At 72.7% G+C, this 21,697-nt stretch carries 19 protein-coding genes; 12 read left to right on the top strand and 7 right to left on the bottom strand.

The genetic code is table 11. The features are described 5' to 3' along the window. Positions 1–151: 151 nt before the first annotated feature. Both LWC33_RS26210 and LWC33_RS26205 read left to right on the top strand, forming a co-directional pair. A complete protein-coding gene (locus LWC33_RS26210) occupies positions 152–1,207 on the top strand; it encodes a ferredoxin reductase (protein WP_233307341.1) in 1,056 nt (351 codons plus the stop codon). A 54-nt stretch (positions 1,208–1,261) separates the two neighbouring features. After that, the gene (locus LWC33_RS26205) at positions 1,262–2,467 is read left to right on the top strand and encodes a fatty acid desaturase family protein (protein WP_233307340.1); all 1,206 of its coding nucleotides are present in this window, start codon (positions 1,262–1,264) and stop codon (positions 2,465–2,467) included. 149 nt (positions 2,468–2,616) lie between these two features. Here LWC33_RS26205 and LWC33_RS36255 read toward each other — a convergent pair whose 3' ends face one another. Continuing rightward, entirely contained in the window at positions 2,617–3,774 is a 1,158-nt protein-coding gene (locus LWC33_RS36255; RefSeq protein WP_233307339.1) for a PucR family transcriptional regulator, read from the bottom strand. Positions 3,775–3,779: 5 nt separating this feature from the next. Next, positions 3,780–4,439 (bottom strand): ACT domain-containing protein, encoded by a 660-nt coding sequence (locus LWC33_RS26195; protein ID WP_233307338.1) that lies wholly within the window; start codon positions 4,437–4,439, stop codon positions 3,780–3,782. Positions 4,440–4,731: 292 nt separating this feature from the next. Here LWC33_RS26195 and gatC point away from each other — a divergent pair, with 292 nt between their 5' ends. From gatC to gatB, 3 genes are read left to right on the top strand one after another with little or no spacing between them, the layout of a single operon-like run. Next, entirely contained in the window at positions 4,732–5,088 is a 357-nt protein-coding gene (gene gatC / locus LWC33_RS26190; protein WP_233307337.1) for an Asp-tRNA(Asn)/Glu-tRNA(Gln) amidotransferase subunit GatC, read from the top strand. Continuing rightward, complete coding sequence (gene gatA, locus LWC33_RS26185) at positions 5,085–6,590, top strand: Asp-tRNA(Asn)/Glu-tRNA(Gln) amidotransferase subunit GatA (protein ID WP_233307336.1); 1,506 nt, start codon at positions 5,085–5,087, stop codon at positions 6,588–6,590. The genes gatC and gatA overlap by 4 nt, the downstream gene beginning before the upstream one ends. Beyond that, on the top strand, positions 6,587–8,092 hold the full coding sequence (gene gatB / locus LWC33_RS26180) for an Asp-tRNA(Asn)/Glu-tRNA(Gln) amidotransferase subunit GatB (RefSeq protein ID WP_233307335.1): 1,506 nt from the start codon (positions 6,587–6,589) through the stop codon (positions 8,090–8,092). The genes gatA and gatB overlap by 4 nt, the downstream gene beginning before the upstream one ends. Positions 8,093–8,908: 816 nt before the next feature. Here the strand turns inward: gatB and LWC33_RS26175 are convergent. Next, positions 8,909–10,075 carry a PQQ-dependent sugar dehydrogenase gene (locus tag LWC33_RS26175; RefSeq protein WP_233307334.1) on the bottom strand — a complete coding sequence of 389 codons (1,167 nt, stop codon included), beginning with the start codon at positions 10,073–10,075 and terminating at the stop codon, positions 8,909–8,911. A 52-nt stretch (positions 10,076–10,127) separates the two neighbouring features. On the opposite strand from LWC33_RS26175, the gene LWC33_RS26170 reads away from it, so the two are divergent. Continuing rightward, complete coding sequence (locus tag LWC33_RS26170) at positions 10,128–11,039, top strand: 2-hydroxyacid dehydrogenase (protein WP_233307333.1); 912 nt, start codon at positions 10,128–10,130, stop codon at positions 11,037–11,039. 39 nt (positions 11,040–11,078) lie between these two features. Here the strand turns inward: LWC33_RS26170 and LWC33_RS26165 are convergent, their stop codons facing one another. Next, positions 11,079–11,525: a PPOX class F420-dependent oxidoreductase gene (locus tag LWC33_RS26165; RefSeq protein ID WP_233307332.1), complete on the bottom strand. Its 447-nt coding sequence runs from the start codon at positions 11,523–11,525 to the stop codon at positions 11,079–11,081. An 88-nt stretch (positions 11,526–11,613) separates the two neighbouring features. Here LWC33_RS26165 and LWC33_RS26160 point away from each other — a divergent pair, with 88 nt between their 5' ends. Together LWC33_RS26160 and LWC33_RS26155 are read left to right on the top strand one after the other, a co-directional pair. After that, positions 11,614–12,195: a DoxX family protein gene (locus tag LWC33_RS26160; RefSeq protein ID WP_233307331.1), complete on the top strand. Its 582-nt coding sequence runs from the start codon at positions 11,614–11,616 to the stop codon at positions 12,193–12,195. After that, entirely contained in the window at positions 12,192–13,046 is an 855-nt protein-coding gene (locus tag LWC33_RS26155; RefSeq protein ID WP_233307330.1) for a phosphotransferase, read from the top strand. The genes LWC33_RS26160 and LWC33_RS26155 overlap by 4 nt, the downstream gene beginning before the upstream one ends. 65 nt (positions 13,047–13,111) lie before the next feature. Here LWC33_RS26155 and LWC33_RS26150 read toward each other — a convergent pair whose 3' ends face one another. From LWC33_RS26150 to LWC33_RS26140, 3 genes are all read right to left on the bottom strand, one after another. Further along, positions 13,112–14,089 carry an aldo/keto reductase gene (locus tag LWC33_RS26150; protein ID WP_233307329.1) on the bottom strand — a complete coding sequence of 326 codons (978 nt, stop codon included), beginning with the start codon at positions 14,087–14,089 and terminating at the stop codon, positions 13,112–13,114. 133 nt (positions 14,090–14,222) lie between these two features. Further along, positions 14,223–16,064 carry a dihydroxy-acid dehydratase gene (ilvD, locus tag LWC33_RS26145; protein ID WP_233307328.1) on the bottom strand — a complete coding sequence of 614 codons (1,842 nt, stop codon included), beginning with the start codon at positions 16,062–16,064 and terminating at the stop codon, positions 14,223–14,225. Positions 16,065–16,071: 7 nt separating this feature from the next. After that, entirely contained in the window at positions 16,072–16,524 is a 453-nt protein-coding gene (locus tag LWC33_RS26140) for a PH domain-containing protein (RefSeq protein ID WP_233307327.1), read from the bottom strand. Positions 16,525–16,840: 316 nt separating this feature from the next. Here LWC33_RS26140 and LWC33_RS26135 point away from each other — a divergent pair, with 316 nt between their 5' ends. From LWC33_RS26135 to LWC33_RS26120, 4 genes are all read left to right on the top strand, one after another. Continuing rightward, positions 16,841–18,796, top strand: coding sequence for an acetolactate synthase large subunit (locus LWC33_RS26135; RefSeq protein WP_233307363.1), 1,956 nt, complete (start codon positions 16,841–16,843; stop codon positions 18,794–18,796). 34 nt (positions 18,797–18,830) lie between these two features. Then, positions 18,831–19,340: an acetolactate synthase small subunit gene (gene ilvN, locus LWC33_RS26130; protein WP_233307326.1), complete on the top strand. Its 510-nt coding sequence runs from the start codon at positions 18,831–18,833 to the stop codon at positions 19,338–19,340. A 76-nt stretch (positions 19,341–19,416) separates the two neighbouring features. Further along, on the top strand, positions 19,417–20,421 hold the full coding sequence (ilvC, locus tag LWC33_RS26125) for a ketol-acid reductoisomerase (protein WP_233307325.1): 1,005 nt from the start codon (positions 19,417–19,419) through the stop codon (positions 20,419–20,421). A 154-nt stretch (positions 20,422–20,575) separates the two neighbouring features. Beyond that, entirely contained in the window at positions 20,576–21,571 is a 996-nt protein-coding gene (locus tag LWC33_RS26120) for an LLM class flavin-dependent oxidoreductase (protein ID WP_372476693.1), read from the top strand. The last annotated feature ends 126 nt before the right edge of the window (positions 21,572–21,697 follow it).

The raw sequence follows: 21,697 nt of genomic DNA, 5'->3' as shown, positions 1-21,697 counted from the left end.
CGCTCGGGCCGATCGTCACGCCCGTCCGTCGAGCTTGTTGGTTGGGCAACAGAAACCGGCCGCACGCCGTGGCCGTCGTCGTGGTCGTGACCGATCCGTGATCCCTACCGTTGACGCCATGAGCTCTGCAAGCCGGTTTCGGGACAGCCGCATGGCCCGGCGTGTCCGGGCCGCCGCCGGGCTGCTGATCACGCCCCTGGTACCCGACGACGTGCTGGGCACCCTGAACCCGATGTGGTCGCGGTCCGCGCCGCGCGCCCGCGTGGTGCGGGTCGTCCGCGAGACCCCCGACACCACCACGCTGGTGCTGCGGCCGGGCACGCCGTTCGCGCGGCACGTCCCCGGCCAGTACCTCGGGATCGGGCTGCAGGTCGCGGGCGTCTGGCACTGGCGGACCTACTCGGTCACCTCGCGGCCGGGCGATCGGCTGCTGTCGGTCGCGGTCACCGCCGTGCCGGGCGGGATCCTGTCCGGCCGGCTGGCGCACGACACCCCCGTGGGCACCGTCGTCGGGCTCGGGCCGGCGGCGGGGGAGTTCACGCTCCCCGAGCCGACGCCGGAGAAGCTGCTGTTCGTCACCGCGGGCAGCGGCATCACGCCCGTCATGGGGATGTTGCGCTCGCTCGACCCCGCAGCGCTCTCCGGCGCGGTCCTGGTCCACTGCGACCGCACGCCCGACGACGTGGTGTTCGGCCCGGAGCTGCGCGCGTTGGCCGCGCGGACCGGGCTCCGGCTCGTCGAGCGGCACACCGCGGGGGCGGGCCGGCTCACCCCGGACACCCTCGCCGACGCCGTGCCGGACTGGGCCGTCCGCGAGACCTGGGCCTGCGGGCCCGCCGGCCTGCTCGACACCCTCGCCGAGCACTGGGAGCGGGTGGGGGACCCGGAGCTGCTGCACGTCGAGCGGTTCGCCCCGAAGCGGGTCGGGAGCGCGACCGGGACCGGCGGGCGGATCACGTTCGCCGCCAGCGGCCTCGTCGCCGACGCCGAGTCCGACACCCCCGTCCTGCTGGCCGGGGAGGCCGCCGGCGCCCTGCTGCCCAACGGGTGCCGGATGGGGATCTGCCACACCTGCGTCGGGAAGCTGCAGGCCGGCGCCGTCCGGGACCTGCAGTCCGGCGACCTGATCGACGCCGCCGACCAACCGGGCCGTCCGGTCCGCACCTGCGTCTCCGCTCCCACCGGCGACATCACCCTCGACCTGTAGACCGTGAGCGCAGCCCCCTGCGACTCACGACCCACTGAGCTGGAGAGACACCGCATGCTTCGTCGCGACCCCCGGACCACCCTCGAGACCGTCCCCGAGGACGGCGGGGAGAAGGTCTCCGCCGCCGCCCACCTCACGGCCGAGCAGGTCGAGGCGCTCGGCGCGGAGCTCGACGCGATCCGCGAGGAGGTCGTCGCCACCCGCGGCGAACGCGATGCCCGCTACATCCACGCGGTGATCCGCGCCCAGCGCGGCCTGGAGTTCGGCGGTCGCGCCCTGCTGCTGTTCTCGAAGTTCCCGCCGGCGTGGATCGCGGGCACCGCCGCGCTGTCGGTCGCCAAGATCCTCGAGAACATGGAGCTCGGGCACAACATCCTGCACGGCCAGTGGGACTGGATGCGGGACCCGAAGATCCACTCGACGACCTGGGACTGGGACCACGTCGACCCGGCGGAGTTCTGGAAGCGCTCGCACAACTACGAGCACCACACCTTCACCAACATCCGGGGGAAGGACCGCGACCTCGGCTACACGGTCATGCGGATCACGCCGGAGGAGGAGTGGCGGCCGAAGCACCTGCTGCAGCCGTTCACGAACATCGGGCTGTCGCTGATCTTCGAGTACGGCATCGCGCTCTACGACATCGAGACCGACAAGATCAAGAGCGGCGAGAAGCCCTGGGCCGAGGCCAAGCCGCAGATCGCCGCGACCTTCCGGAAGATCGGCAAGCAGGCGGCCAAGGACTACGTGCTGTTCCCGCTGCTCTCCGGCCCGTCGGCGCTGTCGACGCTCGTCGCGAACCTCACCGCCAACACCGTGCGGAACGTCTGGTCGCACGCGGTGATCTTCTGCGGCCACTTCCCGGACGGCACGGAGACCTTCGAGGAGGAGCGGCTCGAGGGCGAGACCCAGGGCGAGTGGTACATCCGGCAGATGCTCGGCTCGGCGAACCTGACCGGCAGCAAGGCGATGCACCTGATGACCGGCAACCTGTCGCACCAGATCGAGCACCACCTCTTCCCCGACCTGCCCAGCAACCGCTACGCCGAGATCGCGCCGCGCGTGCGGGAGATCTGCGAGCGCTACGGCCTGCCGTACAACGCCGGCCCGCTCCCGACGCAGTACGCGAAGGTGTGGCGCAAGATCCTCCGGCTCGCCTTCCCCGGCGGCCACGAGCGCTACGGCGCCCCGAAGCCCACGCCCCGCAGCCGGATCGGGAAGGCCGTCCGCCGCGTCGCCCCCGCCCGCCTCGCCGCGTAGACCACGCATCATGGAGCCATGATGCGGTTTCCGATCCTCATCGACCGCATTATGGCTCCATAACGCGGATTCCACGGCAGGATCAGCGCGTTATGGTTCCATAAGGCGACATCGATGGCCGAATACGCGCGTCATGGAGCCACAACCCGTCAGGGTTTCGCGTCGAGGGCGCGGAGGCCGACCTCCAGCTCGAGGCGGCGGGCGGGGTCGTCGAGGGCCTCGCCGTAGACCTCCCGCAGGCCGGCGAGGCGGTAGCGCACCGTCTGCGGGTGCACGTGCAGGGCCGCGGCCGCGGTGGTGACGTCGCCGTGCGCGTCGAGCCAGGCCCGCAGCGTCTCCAGCGCGCGGGCCGCCGCGCCGGACGGCATGTCCTGCACCGGCCCGAGTACCCGCTCCCGCAGGTCCGCGGCCAGGTCGGGCGCCCCGACCAGCAGCAGCTCGACGAGGTGGGTGTCGGCGCGCAGCAGCGGGTCGCCGTCCCGGGCGAGCAGCCCCGCCGCGTGCGCCGGCCAGGCCGCCCGCGCCCGCGCCGCCGACCGGTGTGCCTCGGCCGCCGGCACGACCGGCCCCAGGACCGCCGTCCGGTCCCGCAGCGCGGCCCGCACCAGCTCGTCGAGCCCCTCGCGGACCGCGGGCACGAACGCGACCCCGGCCGGGTCGAGGTCGGCCGCGACCGCGCCGGGGATCCGGCCGGCGACCTCCACGGCGTCGTCGACGACGAGGGCCGCCAGCCGCGCCGGAAGCGGCCAGCCCGCCGCGGTGGCGAGCTTCTCGATCTCCGCCGGCGGGACCGGCGGCTGTGTGACCAGGGCCTCGACCAGGGCGTTGCGCCGGGTCTGCAGGGACCCGGCCCGCATGGCCTCCTCCTCGGCCCAGCCGGAGACCGACGCCGCCGACAGCTGCTCGACGTAGGAGAACAGCGCCTCGGCGAGCGCGAAGATCACGTCGGGCGGCAGGGCACGCGCGACCGGGCTCTCGCCGACCGCGCGCCAGACCGTGCGCGTGCCGACCTGGTAGGCGCTCTGCAGCGCGGCGAGCGTGCGGCCCTCGCGGTGCTCGACGCGGCCCAGCTCGGCGTAGATGCGGGTGTCCGGCAGCTCCGTGTCCGAGCCCAGCAGCCTGACGAACTGGTCCAGCGCGACCGTGACGCCCTGCGTGATCCGGTTGCCGAAGTTGCCCTTCAGCGGCCGCGAGTACTCCGAGACCTGCGCCCGGACCTCGGCGATGATCTCGTCGGTGGCGCCCACGACGTAGGGGCGCAGCGCCTTCCCGGCCGCCGGCGGGACGCGCGCCCAGGGCCGGTCCACGGCCGTCAGGACCCGAGGACCGTCGCGACGATGCCGGCGAGGTGGGCCAGCCGCGCCAGCTCCGACGGCCGGAACGCCGGCCCGCCCGGACGCCCCACGACCAGCGCCTTGGCGGGCAGCGAGGTGCCGAACGGTGCGGCGGCCAGCTCGGTGTCGAGCGCGCTCCACGGCTCGGGCACCCAGTGCACCTCGGGGTCGACGACCATCGCCTTGTCCAGCGGCAGCCACGGCAGGTCGCCCGCCCGCGTCTCCGGCGCCGCCGAGGAGTCGGCCACCCGGTAGGAGCGGCCCTCCTCGCGCACGGCGACGATCGCCCAGCCCGCCCGGAACAGCCGCGGGACCTCCTCGGCGAGCCGGGCAAGCCCGTTCGCGGGATCGGAGGCGATCGCGTCGACCAGCTCCAGCTCGCGGTGGGTGTCCAGGCGACCGCTGGAGGGCCGCACGGACTCCACCTGGACCCCGGGCACCGACTCGGCCGCGGTGATCAGGACGTCCGGCGGGCGCCCCGACGGCAGCTCGACGGCCAGGTCGTCGACCGCCTGCCCGTCCGAACGCTCGACGACGTCGACACCCAGGATGTCCGCCCCGGCGTCGCCGAGGGCCGTGGCGACCGCGCCCAGGATGCCCGGCTTGTCCGGCAGGACCACCCGGAGCAGGAACGACACTCCGCCACGCCTCCCTCTGACCGAATGCACGACACGACGACGCCCACCCGCCTCGACTGGGGCGTCGCCTCTCGCCCGATCCTGCCAAACCCGGGGCGGGTGGGGACAGGCGCAGGGGGTTGACAGCGGCGGCGAAACCCGTCGGCGGACTGTCGGTGGGCGCGAATAGACTGGTGGACGAGCGGGCGAGGTGCCCTCCGACCGACCCCAGGCGCGCCCCCGCTCGGGACCGAAGTTTCCACGGACCGCGGCGCACGGCTGCGGGTCCGCACCCGTCTCCTCGAGGAGGGACATGCCCGCCGACTCTGGGCCTGCCGTCTCCGGGCCCGATTCCAGGGGGCCCGATTCCACGGGGGCCATCTCCCGGGACGAGGTCGCGCACCTCGCCCGGCTGGCCCGGCTGGCCGTCACGGACGACGAGCTCGACGTCTTCGCCGGCCAGCTCGACGTCATCCTCGGCGCCGTCGCCCGGGTGGGCGAGGTGGCCGCCGAGGACATCCCGCCGACGTCGCACGCGGTGCCGCTGCAGAACGTCTTCCGGCCCGACGTCCGGCGTCCCGGGCTGAGCCAGGAACAGACGCTCGCGTGTGCGCCCGCCGCCGAGGAGGGCCGCTTCCGCGTGCCCCGGATCCTGGGGGAGGAACAGTGAGCGACCTGACCCGCCTCACGGCGGCGGAGCTGGCCACGCGGATCCACACCGGCGACGTCTCGGCCGTCGAGGCCGCGCAGGCCCACCTGGACCGGATCGCCGAGGTCGACGGCGAGGTGCACGCGTTCCTGCACGTCGGCGCGGAAGCCGCGCTGGCCAACGCCGCGCTGGTCGACGAGGCGATCAAGGCGGGCACCGCGCCCGCGTCGCCGCTGGCGGGTGTCCCGCTCGCGCTCAAGGACGTGTTCACCACCGTGGACATGCCCACGACCTGCGGCTCGAAGATGCTCGAGGGCTGGCGCCCGCCGTACGACGCCACGCTCACCGCCCGGCTACGCGCCGCCGGGATCACGATCATGGGCAAGACGAACATGGACGAGTTCGCCATGGGCTCCTCCACCGAGCACTCGGCGTACGGGCCCACCCGCAACCCGTGGGACCTCTCCCGGATCCCCGGCGGGTCCGGCGGGGGGTCCGCGGCCGCGCTCGCCGCGTTCGAGGCGCCGCTGGCGATCGGCACGGACACCGGTGGCTCGATTCGCCAGCCCGCGGCCGTCACCGGCACCGTGGGCGTCAAGCCGACCTACGGCGGGGTGTCCCGCTACGGCCTCGTGGCCTGCGCGTCCTCGCTCGACCAGGGCGGCCCGTGCGCCCGCACGGTGCTCGACGCCGCGCTGCTGCACGAGGTGATCGCGGGGCACGACCCGCTCGACTCCACCTCGATCGACGCGCCGGTGCCGGCCGTCGTCGAGGCCGCGCGGATCGGCGCGCAGGGCGATCTGTCCGGCGTCCGCATCGGCGTGGTGCGCGAGCTGGGCGGCGAGGGCTACCAGCCCGGCGTGCGGGCGTCGTTCGACGCGGCGCTGCGCCGCCTGGAGAAGCTCGGCGCCGAGATCGTCGAGGTGTCCTGCCCGCACTTCGAGTACGGGCTGGCCGCGTACTACCTGATCCTGCCGAGCGAGGTGTCGTCGAACCTCGCGCGGTTCGACGCGATGCGCTACGGCCTGCGCGTCGACAAGGGCGCCTCGGCCGAGGAGGTCATGGCCGCGACCCGCGAGGCCGGGTTCGGCCCCGAGGCCAAGCGTCGGATCATCCTCGGCACCTACGCGCTGTCGTCGGGCTACTACGACGCCTACTACGGCCAGGCGCAGAAGGTCCGCACCCTGATCAGCCGGGACTTCGCCGCCGCGTTCGAGCAGGCGGACGTGCTGGTCAGCCCCACCGCGCCGACCACGGCCTTCCCGATCGGCGAGAAGGTCGACGACCCGCTGGCCATGTACCTCAACGACCTCGCCACCATCCCGACCAACCTCGCGGGCGTGGCCGGCATGTCGGTGCCGTCGGGCCTCGCGGAGGAGGACGGGTTGCCGGTCGGTCTGCAGGTCATGGCGCCCGCGCTGGGCGAGGCCGTGATGTACCGCGTCGGCGCCGCCTTCGAGGCCGCGCGCGACGCCGACGAGGGCGGGCCGCTGATCGCCCGCGTCCCGGAGGTCGCGAAGTGACAACCACCGCTCCCGCCCTGGTCGACTTCGACGACGTGCTGGCCCGCTACGAGCCCACGCTCGGGCTCGAGGTGCACGTCGAGCTGTCGACCGCCACGAAGATGTTCTGCGGCTGCCCCACCGACTTCGGCGCCGAGCCCAACACCCAGGTCTGCCCGACCTGCCTGGGTCTGCCCGGCTCGCTGCCCGTGGTCAACCAGGCCGCGGTCGAGGCGGCGATCCGGATCGGGCTGGCGCTGAACTGCTCGATCGCGCCGTGGGGCCGGTTCGCGCGGAAGAACTACTTCTACCCGGACATGCCCAAGAACTTCCAGACCTCGCAGTACGACGAGCCGATCGCCGTGAACGGCTGGATGGACGTCCAGCTGGAGGACGGCGAGGTCGTGCGCGTGGGCATCGAGCGCGCGCACATGGAGGAGGACACCGGCAAGTCGCTGCACGTCGGCGGTGCGGACGGCCGGATCCACGGCGCGGAGTACTCGCTGCTCGACTACAACCGGGCCGGCGTGCCGCTGATCGAGATCGTCACGAAGATGATCCCGGACACCGGCGCCCGCGCGCCGGAGGTGGCGCGCGCGTACGTCACGCAGCTGCGGGACCTGATCAAGTCCCTCGGCGTCTCGGACGTCCGGATGGACCAGGGCTCCATGCGGTGCGACGTCAACCTGTCGCTCTCGCCCACCGGCTCCGGCGTGCTCGGCACCCGCACCGAGACCAAGAACGTCAACTCCCTGCGGTCGGTCGAGCGGGCCGTCCGGTTCGAGATGCAGCGCCAGGCCGGCGTGCTCGACGGCGGCGGGTCGATCGTCCAGGAGACCCGGCACTTCGAGGAGCAGTCCGGCTCCACCCGGCCGGGCCGGCGCAAGGAGACCTCGGAGGACTACCGGTACTTCCCGGAGCCCGACCTGGTCCCGATCGCGCCGAGCGCCGAGTGGGTCGAGGAGCTGCGCGGCACGCTGCCCGAGCTGCCCTGGGAACACCGCAAGCGCATCCAGGAGGCCTGGGGCCTGTCCGACGAGGAGCTGCGCGACCTGGTCAACGCCGGGGCGCTCGAGCTCATCGAGGCGACCGTCGCCGAGGGTGCGCCCGCCGGCGAGGCCCGCTCGTGGTGGGTGGCGTACCTGGCCCAGCAGGCCAACATGCGCGGCGTGGAGCTGGCCGACCTGCCGATCACCCCGGCCCAGGTCGCCCGCGTGATCGCGCTGGTGGCCGCCGGCGACCTCAACAACAAGCTGGCCCGTCAGGTGGTCGACGGCGTGCTCGCGGGCGAGGGCGAGCCGGACGAGGTCGTCGAGAAGCGCGGCCTGAAGGTCGTGTCCGACGACGGCGCCCTCATCGCCGCCGTCGACGAGGCCCTCGCGGCCCAGCCCGACGTCGTCGAGAAGATCAAGGGCGGCAAGGTCCAGGCCGCCGGCGCGATCGTCGGCGCGGTCATGAAGGCCACCAAGGGCCAGGCCGACGCCAAGCGCGTCCGCGAGCTGATCATCGAACGCTGCAGCTGATCGGCCCGTGCGGGGTCGGTGGTGCCCAGGAGCACCACTGATCACGCACGACCTGCCCACAGCTCGGCTCCACGGCCCCATCCACCGGCGCGCTCGCCGGAGGGTGGGGCCGTGCCCGTTCCACCGAGCTCCTCAGCCCATGATCGTCCGTTGTGGATGGGGAGGGTCGGAAAGCGACGCTCCGCGTCCACAGGACGTGATCATGGCCTGAGGTGGTCCGTGCTGTGGTTCGTGAGGATCGCCGCCCCGCCCCGGCCCGCCCCGGCCCGGGCCCGCGGCACGCCCGCTCGAGCAGTGATCACTGATCGTGGACGGGAAAGGTCGAAATTCGACGTCCCGTGTCCACGGGACGTGATCATGGCTTGGAGTGGGCCGTGCTGTGGTTCGTGAGGGGTCGCCGACTCCTCGCCGTGATCGCCGATCGTGGATGGGGAAGGTCGGAATTCGACGTCCCGTGTCCACGGGACGTGATCATGGCTTGGAGTGGGCCGCGCTGTGGTTCGTGAGGGGTCGCCGGCTCCTCGCCGTGATCGCCGATCGTGGATGGGGAAGGTCGGAATTCGACTGCGTGCGTCCACGATGAGTGATCATGGCTGTGGGTCTGTCCGTGGCCGCGTCGTTGCGGGCAGGGGCTGACCGGGCTCCTGGCCGTGATCACTGATCGTGGACGGGGAAGGTCGGAATTCGACGGTGCGCGTCCATGGCGGGTGATCACGACCCGGGACGGTTCGCGAGAATCACCGACCCCTGCTTCGACCCGCACCACGCCCGGCCCGTCGCAGTGATCACTGATCGGGGACCCGACTGCGGCCGCGGTCAGGCGCGGGAGGCCCCGCCCCCGCTGGGCGGTTGGATGCGGATGACGCGGTCGTCGCTGGCCACGGGCTTGCCGCCCGACTTGTTGACCGTGCCCAGCCAGAGCAGGCCGTCCGAGCCGAGGGTGGCGGCGTTGAGCCGGCCGTAGACGTTGACCAGGAGCGTCTCCGGGGCGCCGGAGAAGCTGCCGTCGTCGGCGGGGCGCAGCACCGACAGGGCCGCACCGCCGGTCAGCGCGACCGTGAGCACGCCCGGCTGGGCCATGCAGCCTGCGACGCCCGGCCGGTCCGGCCAGGTCCACGCCGCGGGGCCGAGGGGGCCGGGCGCGACCCGGTAGAGCACATCGCGTGCGGCAGTCCGGTCGGTCACCCACACCGACTCGCTGGCGGGGTCCGTGCAGATCCCGCCCGGCTGGGCCAGGCCCGTGCTCAGCACCGGCGAACCGGGGTTCGGGTTGGCCGCGGCGGGCCGGCCGAGGGTGTCGATCCGCAGGACCTTGCCGTTGAGCGCGGTGGGCGCGGGGGCGGGGTCGCCGGCGTTGCCGGTGGCGACGAGCAGCGTGTTGCCGGCGTCCGTGCCGAGCGCGCCGCCGTTGCCGGCCGGGCCCTTGGGGATACCGGTCAGCACCGGTTTCGGCGGCTCGTTCGGGGCGAGCCGGAGCACCCGGTTGTCCTCCGGCGTGGTCGCGTAGGCGTAGACGAGCCGGTCCTCCTCGTAGGTGGGGGAGAGCACCAGCCCGGTCAGCCCGCCACCGCCGGCCGTGTCGACCGGCACGGTGGTGACCAGCACCGGGTCCTTCCCGCGCTCGACCCGCAGCACCCGGCCGGTCGCGCGTTCGCCGACCAGCGCCGACACGCCGTTGGGCAGGACCGCGACCGCACCCACGGGATCCAGGCAGGTGGCGACGACCTGGGGGTCCGGGTCGTCGCAGCCCGACGGGGCCTGCGGGGCGCCGGAGTCGGGCGACCCGTCGCCGTTCTGGTCGCCCGGCTCGCTCCCGGGCGCCTCCTGCACCGAGGGCGGCCCGCCCAGCTCGCCCTGCCCCTCGGTCTTCTCCTGCCAGTTCCGCGGGCCCTCGTCCGGGAAGCTCGCGCAGCCCGCCATGAGCCCGAGCAGGCCGATCAGGGCGACCAGCGCGAGCCGCAGGCGGGGAGGGCGGTGGCGCACGTGATCAGGCTAGGCGCGCTGAGGTGAGCGGCCGGTGAGTAGCGTCGGCGTCATGACCGTGGTCCTGGTCCCGCACCCGCGCGGTGCCGACGCCCTCGCCGACCTGCCGAACCTCCGCCCCCTGGTCTACGACCCGAAGAAGCCGCTCCCGGCGGGCGCCGAGGAGGCCGAGGTCCTCGTGCCGCCGTTCCTCGCGATCGGGAAGGTCGTGGAGCTCGCGGACCAGCTGCCGAACCTCAGGCTCGTGCAGCTGCTCACCGCCGGCGCGGAGGCGTGGATCGGGAAGCTCCCCGACGGCGTCCTGCTCTCCGACGGCAAGGGCGCACACGGCGGCGCGACGGCGGAGTGGGTCGTCGCGGTGCTCCTCGCGGTGTACCGGGAGCTGCCGGGGTTCGTGCAGGCGCAGGAGCGCGGCGAGTGGTCCCAACACATCACCGACGAGCTCGGCGGCAAGCGCGTGCTGATCGTCGGGGCGGGCGACGTCGCGGAGAACCTCGTGCGCCGGCTCGAGCCGTTCGAGGTCACGACCACGCTGGTGGGCCGGCGCAAGCGCGAGGGCGTGCACGGCATCGACGAGGTCCACGACCTGCTGCCGCAGCACGACGTCTGCGTGGTGATCGTCCCGCTGACGGACGAGACCAGGGGCCTGGTCGACAAGGACTTCCTCGCCGCGATGCCCGACGGCGCGGTACTGGTCAACGGCGCGCGCGGACCCGTCGCCGACACGGACGCCCTGCTGGCGGAGCTGCGCAGCGGCCGGCTGCGGGCGGCGCTCGACGTCACCGACCCGGAGCCGCTCCCGGCCGGTCACCCGCTGTGGGAGGCGCCGGGGCTGCTGCTGACCCCGCACGTCGGCGGCAGCGTCCCCGCCGCGATGAGCCGCGCCTTCCGCGTGATGCGCGAGCAGCTCGGCTACTTCGCGCGCGGGGAGGAGCCGCCGAACGTGGTGAAGAACGGCTACTGAGAACGGCTACCGAGGCCGGATCCGAACCAGCTCCGACGCTCAGTCCTCGGTGCCGACGTCGTTGCTCTGGTCGACGAGGGTCTGCCGCTCGGGAGTGATCCAGAGGATCACCCGCTCGCTCTTGATCATGTCGGGCGGGTAGTCCTGGCCGTTGTACTTCTGCGAGAGCTCGTCGATGTGGGTGCGCGCCTCGTCGCCGGTCGTCGTGTCGGCGACGCGCCCGCGGACCTCGGCGTAGCGGTACGGGTTGTCCTCGTCGCGGATCAGCACCGTGATCCGGGAGTCCCGCCCGACGTTGCGCGCCTTCGCCCGGTGCGTCTCGGTGTTGAGCACCAGCTTCCCGTCCTTGATCCCGCACCAGATCATGTGGTTCTGGATCAGCCCGCTGGGGAAGACGGTCGCGACCGCGGCGAAGTTGGCGCCCTCGGCCAGTTTCAGCGTGTCGGGGTGCAGCTCGGGTCCGTCCTTGGTGTCCGCCATGGTCATCGAGTGCCCCGGCCCCACCGGGCGAAACCTGGCGAACACGCTGGTCGGCGACGCCTACGGCGGCCCGCGCGCCGATACCCTCGGGGCCATGACCGAGCCCACCAGGCAGTTCGACATCGGCACGCTCGGCGGGACCCGGCCCCCGGAGCAGGACACGGACCGGCGGCCGGTCGCGTGGAGCGGCGGGGCCGACGTCGGCATGCTGCTGCTGCGCCTCGGCGTCGGCGGGATCTTCGTGGCGCACGGCCTGCAGAAGGTCTTCGCGATGTGGGGCGGCCGGGGCATCGGCGCGACCACCGCGATCCTGACCGACCTGGGCTTCCGGCAGGCCTCGATGCTGGCGTGGGCGCTCGGCTTCGGCGAGCTGATCCTCGGCGCGCTGCTGGTGCTCGGGCTGTTCACGCCGCTGGCGGCGGCCGGCCTGCTCGCCGTCAAGATCTGCGCGGTCGCGGTCAAGTGGGGCAGCCCGTTCTTCGTCGCGGTCTCGCCGAACGCCCTGGAGCTCGACGTCGCGCTGGGCGCCGGGCTCGCCGCGCTGCTGTTCGTCGGGGCCGGGCGGATCTCGCTGGACAGCGGCCGGACCTGGCAGCGCCGGCCGGTGCCGTGGGCCGTGCTCTTCCTGGTCGTCGCGGTCGCGGTCGCGGTGGGCGTGCTGTTCGGCCTGCGGTGACGGACTGGCTCCCCGCCGTCGGACGACGGCTGGGCGGCCAGGCGGAGATCGTCGGCCGCGGCCCGCTGACCGGCGGATACGTCGCACAGGGGGTCGAGCGCGTCGACCTGCGGGTCGGGGACCGGGTGACGCCGGTCGTGGTCAAGCCCGCGGCCCCGGTCGAGGTCGCCGCGATGCGCGCGGTCGCCGTGGTCGAGGGGGTGACCGCGCCGCGCCTGCTCCATGCGGATCCGCTCGTGCTGACCTGGGTCGACGGGCAGCCCGCGGCGGAGGGCGACCCGGTGCCCGACGACGTCTGGCGGACCCTCGCGCGCGTGCACCGGCACTGGTTCCGCAAGCGGGCCCGCGGCGTCCCGGTGGTCGACGCCGCGTGGTGGGTCGCGCTCTGCGAACGGACCCTCGTCCCGCTGCGCGGCGGCGCCGCGCGCACCGGCGAGCCCGCGTACGAGCGGGCGGCCGGGCTGGTGGCCGAGTGGGCGCACGACCCGCGGATCGGGGCGGCGCTCGCCCTGCTGCCCCGGACGCTCTGCCACGGCGATCCGCACCGCGGCAACATCCTGGGCGGCGCACTGATCGACTGGGGCAACGCCCGGACGGCGCCGGCCGGGCTCGACCTCGCGGTCCTCGAGGCCCAGGGCCGGTCCGACGACTCGGCCTACCGCGCCGAGGCCCCCGCCCTGCCCGGCCCGCTCGCCGCCGTCGAACGGGAGTGGGCGCGGGCCCACGTGCACGTGCAGTACCTGGGGTTCGCGGCCGACCACCTCGGCGCGGACCGGGTCACGGAGATGATCGAGACGGCCGCGGAGTCCCTGGCCCGCCTCGATCCCGCACTCCGCGCCTGTGCGCGGTGAGTGGACCACTCACCGCGCACAGGCCGGGGGATCATCCGCCGCGGTCTCGGCGCCCGGACAGTCCCTCAGTGACCGACGTTGCGCTGGAGGTGCTCCGGGTACCGGGCGCCCGCCACCCCGGCGCCGACGGCGTCGAGCTCGCCGATCTCCTCGGGCGTGAGCTCCAGGGTCGCGGCCTCGACGTTCTGCTCCAGGTAGGTGCGGCGCTTGGTGCCCGGGATCGGCACCACGTGCTCGCCCTTGGCCTGCACCCACGCCAGCGCGAGCTGCCCGGCGGTGACGCCGCGCTTCTCCGCCAGCGCCTTCACGGTCTCGACGATCGCGAGGTTGGCGGCCAGGTTCTCCTCGCTGAAGCGGGGCAGGCCGGCGCGCATGTCCTTCTCGCCGAGCTGCGACGTCGAGGTGATCGAGCCCGTCAGGAAGCCGCGGCCGAGCGGGGAGAAGGGCACGATCCCGATCCCCAGCTCCGCGCAGGTCGACGCGATCTCGCCCTCGATGTCGCGGGTCCACAGCGACCACTCGCTCTGCAACGCGGCGACCGGGTGCACGGCGTGCGCGGCCCGGATGGTGGCCGCACCCGCCTCGGAGATCCCCGCGTACCGGATCTTGCCCGCCTCGACCAGCTCGGCGAGGGCGCCCCAGGTCTCCTCGATCGGTGTGTCCGGGTCGACCCGGTGCTGGTAGTAGAGGTCGATGTGGTCCACGCCGAGGCGGGCGAGGGACTCGTCGCAGCACTGCGTGACGTAGGCGGCGTCGCCGCGGGCGCCCTGGTGGCCCTCCGCGTCGCGGACGATCCCGAACTTGGTGGCGAGCACGACCTCGTCGCGGCGGTCCCGGATCGCCCGGCCGACGAGCTCCTCGTTGACCCCGGCGCCGTAGACGTTCGCGGTGTCGAGCAGGGTGACGCCCAGGTCGAGCGCGCGGTGGATCGTGGCGATCGACTCGGTGTCGTCCCCGGTGCCGTAGCTCTGGCTCATGCCCATGCAGCCCAGCCCCTGGGCCGAGACGGTGAGGGAGCCGAGGGTCCGCGTAGGAAGCGTCATGACCCCAACCTACGCCAGCATTATGGAACCATAATGCGTGTATTCCCCCGCCCCGAGCGCATTTATGGTTCCATAACGCGCTCGAGGGCGGTCGGAATGCGCATTATGGTTCCATAATGCGAACGGAATGGGGTTACGGGACCTGCCGGACGGCGCCGGTGTCGGCGCTGGTGGCCATGGCGGCGTAGGCGCGGAGGGCCTTGGAGACCACGCGGTCCCGGTCCTTCGGCGTCCACGGCCGCTCGGAGGCCTCCATCTTGGCCGAACGCTCGGCGAGCACCTCGTCGTCGACCAGGATCTGCAGCGTCCGCTCTCGGACGTCGATGAGGATCCGGTCCCCGTCCTGCACCAGCCCGATCGCGCCGCCGGCCGCGGCCTCGGGGGCGACGTGCCCGACCGAGATGCCGCTCGACCCGCCGGAGAACCGGCCGTCGGTGACCAGCGCGCACTTCGCGCCCAGGCCGGCGCCCTTGAGGAACGCGGTCGGGTGCAGCATCTCCTGCATGCCCGGCCCGCCCGCGGGGCCCTCGTAGCGGACGACCAGGACGTCGCCGGGCTGGATCTGCTTGGTGAGGATGACCGACACGGCCTCCTCCTGGCTCTCGACGACCCGCGCCGGGCCCTCGAACCGCCAGATGTCCTCCGGGATCCCGGCGGTCTTGATCACCGCGCCGTTCTCGGAGAGGTTGCCGCGCAGCACGGCGAGCCCGCCGTCGGCGGTGTAGGCGTGCTCACGGTCGCGGATGCAGCCGCCCGCGGCGTCGGTGTCCAGCGACGACCAACGGTTCTCGGTGGAGAACGCCTCGGTGGTCCGGACCCCGCCCGGCGCGGCGTGGTACAGCTCGACGGCCTTCTCCGACGGCTTCTCCGCGCGGATGTCCCACTCGGAGAGCCACTGCGCCAGCGAGGGGGAGTGGACGGAGTGCACGCCCTCGTTGAGCAGCCCGGCCCGCCACAGCTCGCCCAGGATGGCGGGGATGCCGCCGGCCCGGTGGACGTCCTCCATGTGGTAGTCCGAGTTCGGCGAGACCTTGGCCAGGCAGGGCACCCGGCGGGAGATCGCGTCGATGTCGGCGAGCGAGAAGCCGATCTCGCCCTCCTGCGCCGCGGCCAGGATGTGCAGCACCGTGTTGGTGGAGCCGCCCATCGCGACGTCGAGGGCCATGGCGTTCTCGAACGCCTCGCGGGTGGCGATGTTGCGGGGGAGCGCGGACTCGTCGTCGTGGGTGTACCAGCGCTTCGCCAGCGCCATCACGGTGCGGCCGGCCTCGAGGAACAGCTCGCGACGGGCGGCGTGCGTGGCCAGCGTGGAGCCGTTGCCGGGCAGCGAGAGCCCGAGCGCCTCGGTGAGGCAGTTCATCGAGTTCGCGGTGAACATGCCGGAGCACGAGCCGCAGGTCGGGCAGGCGGACCGCTCGACGATCGACAGTCCGTCCTCGTCGACCTGCGACGACGCCGACGCCGAGATCGCGGTGATCAGGTCGGTGGGGGCGTGCGCCACCCCGTCGACGACGACGGCCTTGCCGGCCTCCATCGGCCCGCCGGACACGAAGACGGTGGGGATGTTGAGCCGCATCGCGGCGTTGAGCATACCCGGGGTGATCTTGTCGCAGTTCGAGATGCAGACGAGCGCGTCGGCCGCGTGCCCGTTGACCATGTACTCGACCGCGTCGGAGATGATCTCGCGGGAGGGCAGCGAGTAGAGCATGCCGCCGTGGCCCATCGCGATGCCGTCGTCGACCGCGATCGTGTTGAACTCGCGGGGCACGCCGCCGGCCTCGCGGATCGCCGAGGCGACGAGGTCGCCGAGGTCCTTGAGGTGCACGTGACCGGGCACGAACTGCGTGTAGGAGTTGGCGATGGCGACGATCGGCTTGCCGAAGTCGTCGTCGCCCATGCCGGTGGCGCGCCACAGGGAACGGGCTCCGGCGGCGTTGCGGCCGTGCGTGGTGACTCGGGAACGAAGGGCCGGCATCTCGTCTCTACTCTCCAGCCGGGTCGGGCAGCCTGCCGCCGGACACGGCGGCCAGCGCGGGAAGGTCGCGGACGTGGACGGTCGGCAGCGGTAGCTCGGTCCCGTCCGTCAGCACCGCGCTGACCCGGGATTTCTTGCCCAGTCGCAGCGAGCTGATCTCCGGCCACGGTACGCGCCGTGCGGAGAACAGACGACGAGCGGTGACCGAGTCGGCGTCGACCACCGTGCGCACCCGCACGATCCAGTACGAGAACGCGAGCGGGAGCACGTAGACGAGCCACAGCCACGGGGCCCCGAAGGCGAACGGGATCGCGGCGACCAGGAAGAACGCGGCGCCGGCCAGGGCCAGCGGCGAACGGCGGAAGGACAGCCGCGTGGGCACCGCCCGCGGGGCGAGCTTGTCCGCCGAGGCGACGTGCCCCTCCGCGATGCCGGGCCTGCTGGTCTTCTCTGCGCTCACGTCCCCCATGGTCGCACCTCCCGCCGACACTTCCCGTGCGGTCCCGTGACCGGCGCCTCCGCGTGACCGGCGCCTCTCCCACGATGCGGGAGACGCCGTCCCAGCCGGTTGACGCCCGCTCCCGCGAGCGTGCTAGCGTCGTCGCCATGTCGGCCCTCCGAATTCTCGTACTTCCCAGGCGCGTCCACGCCTGAGTAGCTCCCGAGTACTCGGACCACGACGCGCCACCCTCGTCACGCCTGGCCCAGGCGGCGGGGGTTTTTTCATGTCCAGGGCAGACCCGATCATCGGCACCGACAGCAGCGAGGCAGCGCAGATGACCACCGCCACGCCCCGTCCCGGCACCCCGGGACCCAAACCGGCACCGCCGCCGGGACGCGCAGGAGTGCCCGGGGGCCGCCAGAACGGCGCCCCCGGCCAGCGCCCCGAGAACCGCGCTGACGTGCCCGGGCCGCGATCCGGCCCGGAGCAGGTGACCGGAGCCCAGTCGCTCGTGCGCTCGCTCGAGTCGATCGGCTGCGACACCGTCTTCGGGATCCCCGGCGGGGCGATCCTGCCGGCCTACGACCCGCTGCTGGACTCGACGAGCGTGCGGCACGTCCTCGTCCGGCACGAGCAGGGCGCGGGCCACGCCGCGACCGGGTACGCGCAGGCCACCGGCAGGGTCGGGGTCTGCATGGCGACCTCGGGCCCGGGCGCCACGAACCTGATCACCCCGCTCGCCGACGCGCACATGGACTCGGTGCCGGTGGTGGCCATCACCGGCCAGGTGGCCCGGCCGCTGATCGGCACGGACGCGTTCCAGGAGGCCGACATCACCGGCATCACCATGCCGGTGACCAAGCACAACATGCTGGTGACCGACGCCGCGGAGATCCCGCGGGCGATCGCCGAGGCGTTCCACCTGGCCGCCACGGGCCGACCCGGCCCGGTGCTGGTGGACATCTCCAAGGACGCGCTGCAGGCCCGGACCACGTTCTCGTGGCCGCCGGAGCTCAAGCTGCCGGGCTACCGGCCGACCACCCGGCCGCACGGCAAGCAGATCCGCGAGGCCGCGCGGCTGATCGCGGCCGCCCGCAAGCCGGTGCTCTACGTCGGCGGCGGCGTGCTCAAGGCCGAGGCCTCGGCCGAGCTGCGCGAGCTCGCCGAGCTCACGAACATCCCGGTCGTCACCACGCTGATGGCGCGCGGGGCGTTCCCGGACAGCCACCCGCAGCACGTCGGCATGCCCGGCATGCACGGCTCGGTGTCCGCGGTCGGCGCGATGCAGAAGTCGGACCTGCTCATCGCCCTCGGCGCCCGCTTCGACGACCGCGTGACCGGGCAGCTCTCGAGCTTCGCCCCCGGCGCGAAGATCGTCCACGCCGACATCGACCCGGCCGAGATCAGCAAGAACCGGCGGGCGGACGTCCCGATCGTCGGCGACTGCAAGGAGATCCTCGCCGAGCTGATCGAGGCCGTGCGGGCCGAGCGCGAGACCACCGTCGCCGACCTGACGGCCTGGTGGGCCCAGCTCGACCACTGGCGCACCACGTTCCCGCTGGGCTACGACTGGCCGGACGACGGCTCGCTGTCGCCGCAGTACGTCATCGAGCGGATCGGCGCCATCGCCGGCCCCGAGGCGCTGTACGCGGCGGGCGTCGGCCAGCACCAGATGTGGGCGGCGCAGTTCGTGAAGTACGAGAACCCGCGCACCTGGTTCAACTCCGGCGGCCTCGGGACCATGGGCTACGCCGTCCCCGCGGCGATGGGCGCCAAGACCGGCGCGCCGGACAGAGTCGTGTGGGCCATCGACGGCGACGGCTGCTTCCAGATGACCAACCAGGAGCTGGCCACCTGCGCGATCGAGGGCATCCCGATCAAGGTCGCCGTGATCAACAACGGCAACCTCGGCATGGTCCGGCAGTGGCAGACGCTGTTCTACGAGCAGCGCTACTCCAACACCGACCTCGGCACCCACAAGCACCGCATCCCTGACTTCACGCTCCTCGCCGAGGCGATGGGCTGCGTCGGGCTCCGTGCCGAGTCGAAGGACGACGTCGACCGGGTCATCCGGCAGGCCATGGAGATCAACGACCAGCCCGTCGTCATCGACTTCACGGTCGGCGCCGACGCCCAGGTCTGGCCCATGGTCGCGGCCGGCACCGGCAACGACGAGGTCATGGCGGCCCGGCACATCCGTCCGCTGTTCGAGGGCGACGAGCTGTCCGCCGGCGTCGACGAGGTCAACGAGGTCACCGAGCGTGCACTCGAGGACGGTGGCTCGGAGTGAGCGCCGACGTTCTCTCTCCCGCGGAGGCGCAGTCATGACCGAGACGCACACCCTGTCGGTCCTGGTCGAGGACAAGCCCGGCGTGCTGGCCCGGGTGTCGGGCCTGTTCTCGCGCCGCGGCTTCAACATCATCTCGCTCGCCGTGGGGCAGACCGAGACACCGGGGATCTCGCGGATGACGATCGTCGTCTCCGTCGAGGACTTCCCCCTCGAGCAGGTCACGAAGCAGCTGAACAAGCTGATCAACGTGATCAAGATCGTCGAGCTGGAGCCCGCCGCCTCCGTGCAGCGCGAGCTCCTGCTCGTCAAGGTGCGCGCCGACGCCGGCGTGCGCAGCCAGGTCCTGGAGACCGTGCAGCTGTTCCGGGCGAAGGTGGTCGACGTGGCCCCCGAGGCCCTGACCGTCGAGGCCACCGGCACGATGGACAAGCTGAACGCGCTGCTCCGGATGCTGGAGCCCTACGGGATCCGCGAGATGGTGCAGTCCGGGATGGTGGCCGTCGGCCGCGGACCCCGGTCCATCACCGCGACTTCCGCCCGCTGAGGACCTGCTTGTCAGGGTCCGAGCGTCGATACCGATACTTGCGCAAGACCCCTTCGGAGAGGATTCACCACCCGTCATGAGTGTCAACATCTACTACGACGACGACGCCGACCTGTCGATCATCCAGGGCCGCAAGGTCGCCGTGATCGGTTACGGCTCCCAGGGGCACGCGCACGCGCTGTCGCTGCGTGACTCCGGCGTCGAGGTGAAGATCGGCCTCCCGGAGGGCTCGAAGAGCCGGCAGAAGGCTCAGGACGAGGGTCTTGAGGTGCTCACCCCGGCCGAGGCGTCCGCGTGGGCCGACCTGATCATGATCCTGGCGCCCGACACGAAGCAGCGCTTCATCTACTCCGACGACATCGCGCCGAACCTGAAGAGCGGCGACGTGCTGGCCTTCGGCCACGGCTTCAACATCCGGTACGACCTGATCAAGGCCCCGGCCGACGTCGACGTCGTCATGATCGCCCCGAAGGGCCCGGGCCACCTGGTCCGCCGCCAGTACGTCGACGGCAAGGGCGTGCCGGCGTTGATCGCGGTCGAACAGGATGCGAGTGGCGACGCCAAGGCGATCGCGCTCTCCTACGCGGCCGGGATCGGCGGCGCCCGCGCGGGCGTCATCGAGACCACCTTCAAAGAGGAGACCGAGACCGACCTGTTCGGCGAGCAGGCGGTGCTCTGCGGTGGCGCGGCCGCGCTGGTGCAGACCGGCTTCGAGGTGCTCACCGAGGCGGGCTACGCCCCGGAGATCGCGTACTTCGAGTGCCTGCACGAGCTGAAGCTGATCGTCGACCTCATGTACGAGGGCGGCATCGCCAACGAGCGCTTCTCCATCTCCGACACCGCCGAGTACGGCGACCTCACCCGCGGCCCGCGCGTGGTCAACGCCGCGACCAAGGAGGAGATGAAGAAGATCCTGGGCGAGATCCAGGACGGCACCTTCGCTCGCGAGTGGGTGGCCGAGGACGAGAACGGCCGGCCGAACTTCACCCGCCTGCAGAAGGAGGGCGCCGAGCACCCGATCGAGCAGGTCGGCGAGAAGCTCCGCGGCCTCATGAGCTGGGTGGGCGAGAAGGCCAAGTAGGGCCCGTCCCGACGCTCGCGAACGGCACCTCCGCCCGGGGGGTGCCGTTCGCGCGTTCTCGGGGTGACCTGCGGAACGGGGCCCGGACGGAAGAGACGGCGACGCGCGGGCGTTGTCCAGCAAGTCTGTGTCCGCCGGAGGAGAGGTGCCCGCCGTGTCCCTGCCGCTGCCGTTGTCGATCCTCGACCTCGCCACCGTCTCGACGGACGAGAGCGTCCGCGAGGCCCTGGAGTCGAGCACCAGGCTGGCGCAGCGCGCGGAGCAGTGGGGTTTCCGGCGGATCTGGTACGCCGAGCACCACAACATGCGCTCGATCGCCTCGTCGGCAACCAGTGTGCTCATCGCGCACGTCGCCGCGCACACCGAGCGGATCACGCTCGGCGCCGGCGGCGTGATGCTGCCCAACCACTCGCCGCTGCAGGTCGCCGAGCAGTTCGGCACCCTCGCCGAGCTCCACCCGGGCCGCATCGAGCTGGGCCTGGGCCGCGCGCCGGGCACCGACCAGGAGACCTTCCGCGCCCTGCGCCGCGACCCCACGGCGTCGGAGCGCTTCCCGCAGGACGTCCAGGAGCTGCAGGCCTTCCTCGGCGACTCCAGCCTGGTGCCGAACGTGCACGCCTACCCGGGCCGCGGCACCGGCGTCCCGCTGTCGATCCTCGGCTCGTCCCTCTACGGCGCGCAGGTCGCCGCGCTGCTCGGCCTGCCGTACGCGTTCGCCTCGCACTTCGCGCCGGAGGCGCTGCAGCAGGCCGTCGCGCTCTACCGGCAGGAGTTCCGCCCGTCGGCGCAGCTGGCCGAGCCGCACGTGCTGGCCGGCGTGAACGTCATCGCCGCGGACTCGACGGAGGAGGCCGAGACCCTGCGCCGGGCCGTGCAGCGCCAGCGCGTGCGGCTGTTCTACAGCCGGGGCGGCCGCTCGCTGACCGACGAGGAGGCCGAGGCCGTGCTCGACACCCACGCGGGCGAGCAGATCCGGTCGATGACCCGGTACACCGCCGTCGGCACCCCGGACGTCGTGGCGAAGTATCTCGAGGACTTCGCCGCAACGGCCGATGCCGACGAGCTGATCGTGGCGAACCCCGTCGCCGAGCGCGAGAGCTGGTGGCGCAGCTGGGAGCTGCTTGCGGACAAGGTGCAGAACGCGGGCTAAGCTGTCCGATCCGGCACGTTTCATCCCCGCGTGGTATCAGCACGAGCACGCCGGGGGTCGTCCTGTCGGACCGTCCACCTAGAATCATGGTCGGTCCGAGTCCCGCCCGTCCCCGATCCGTGGAGC

The sequence above is a fragment of the Pseudonocardia terrae genome (assembly GCF_021343995.1).
GTDB classification, from domain to species: Bacteria; Actinomycetota; Actinomycetes; order Mycobacteriales; family Pseudonocardiaceae; genus Pseudonocardia; species Pseudonocardia terrae.
Note: the sequence above shows the minus strand (reverse complement) of the source record. Positions and strands in the feature narration are given on the sequence as shown.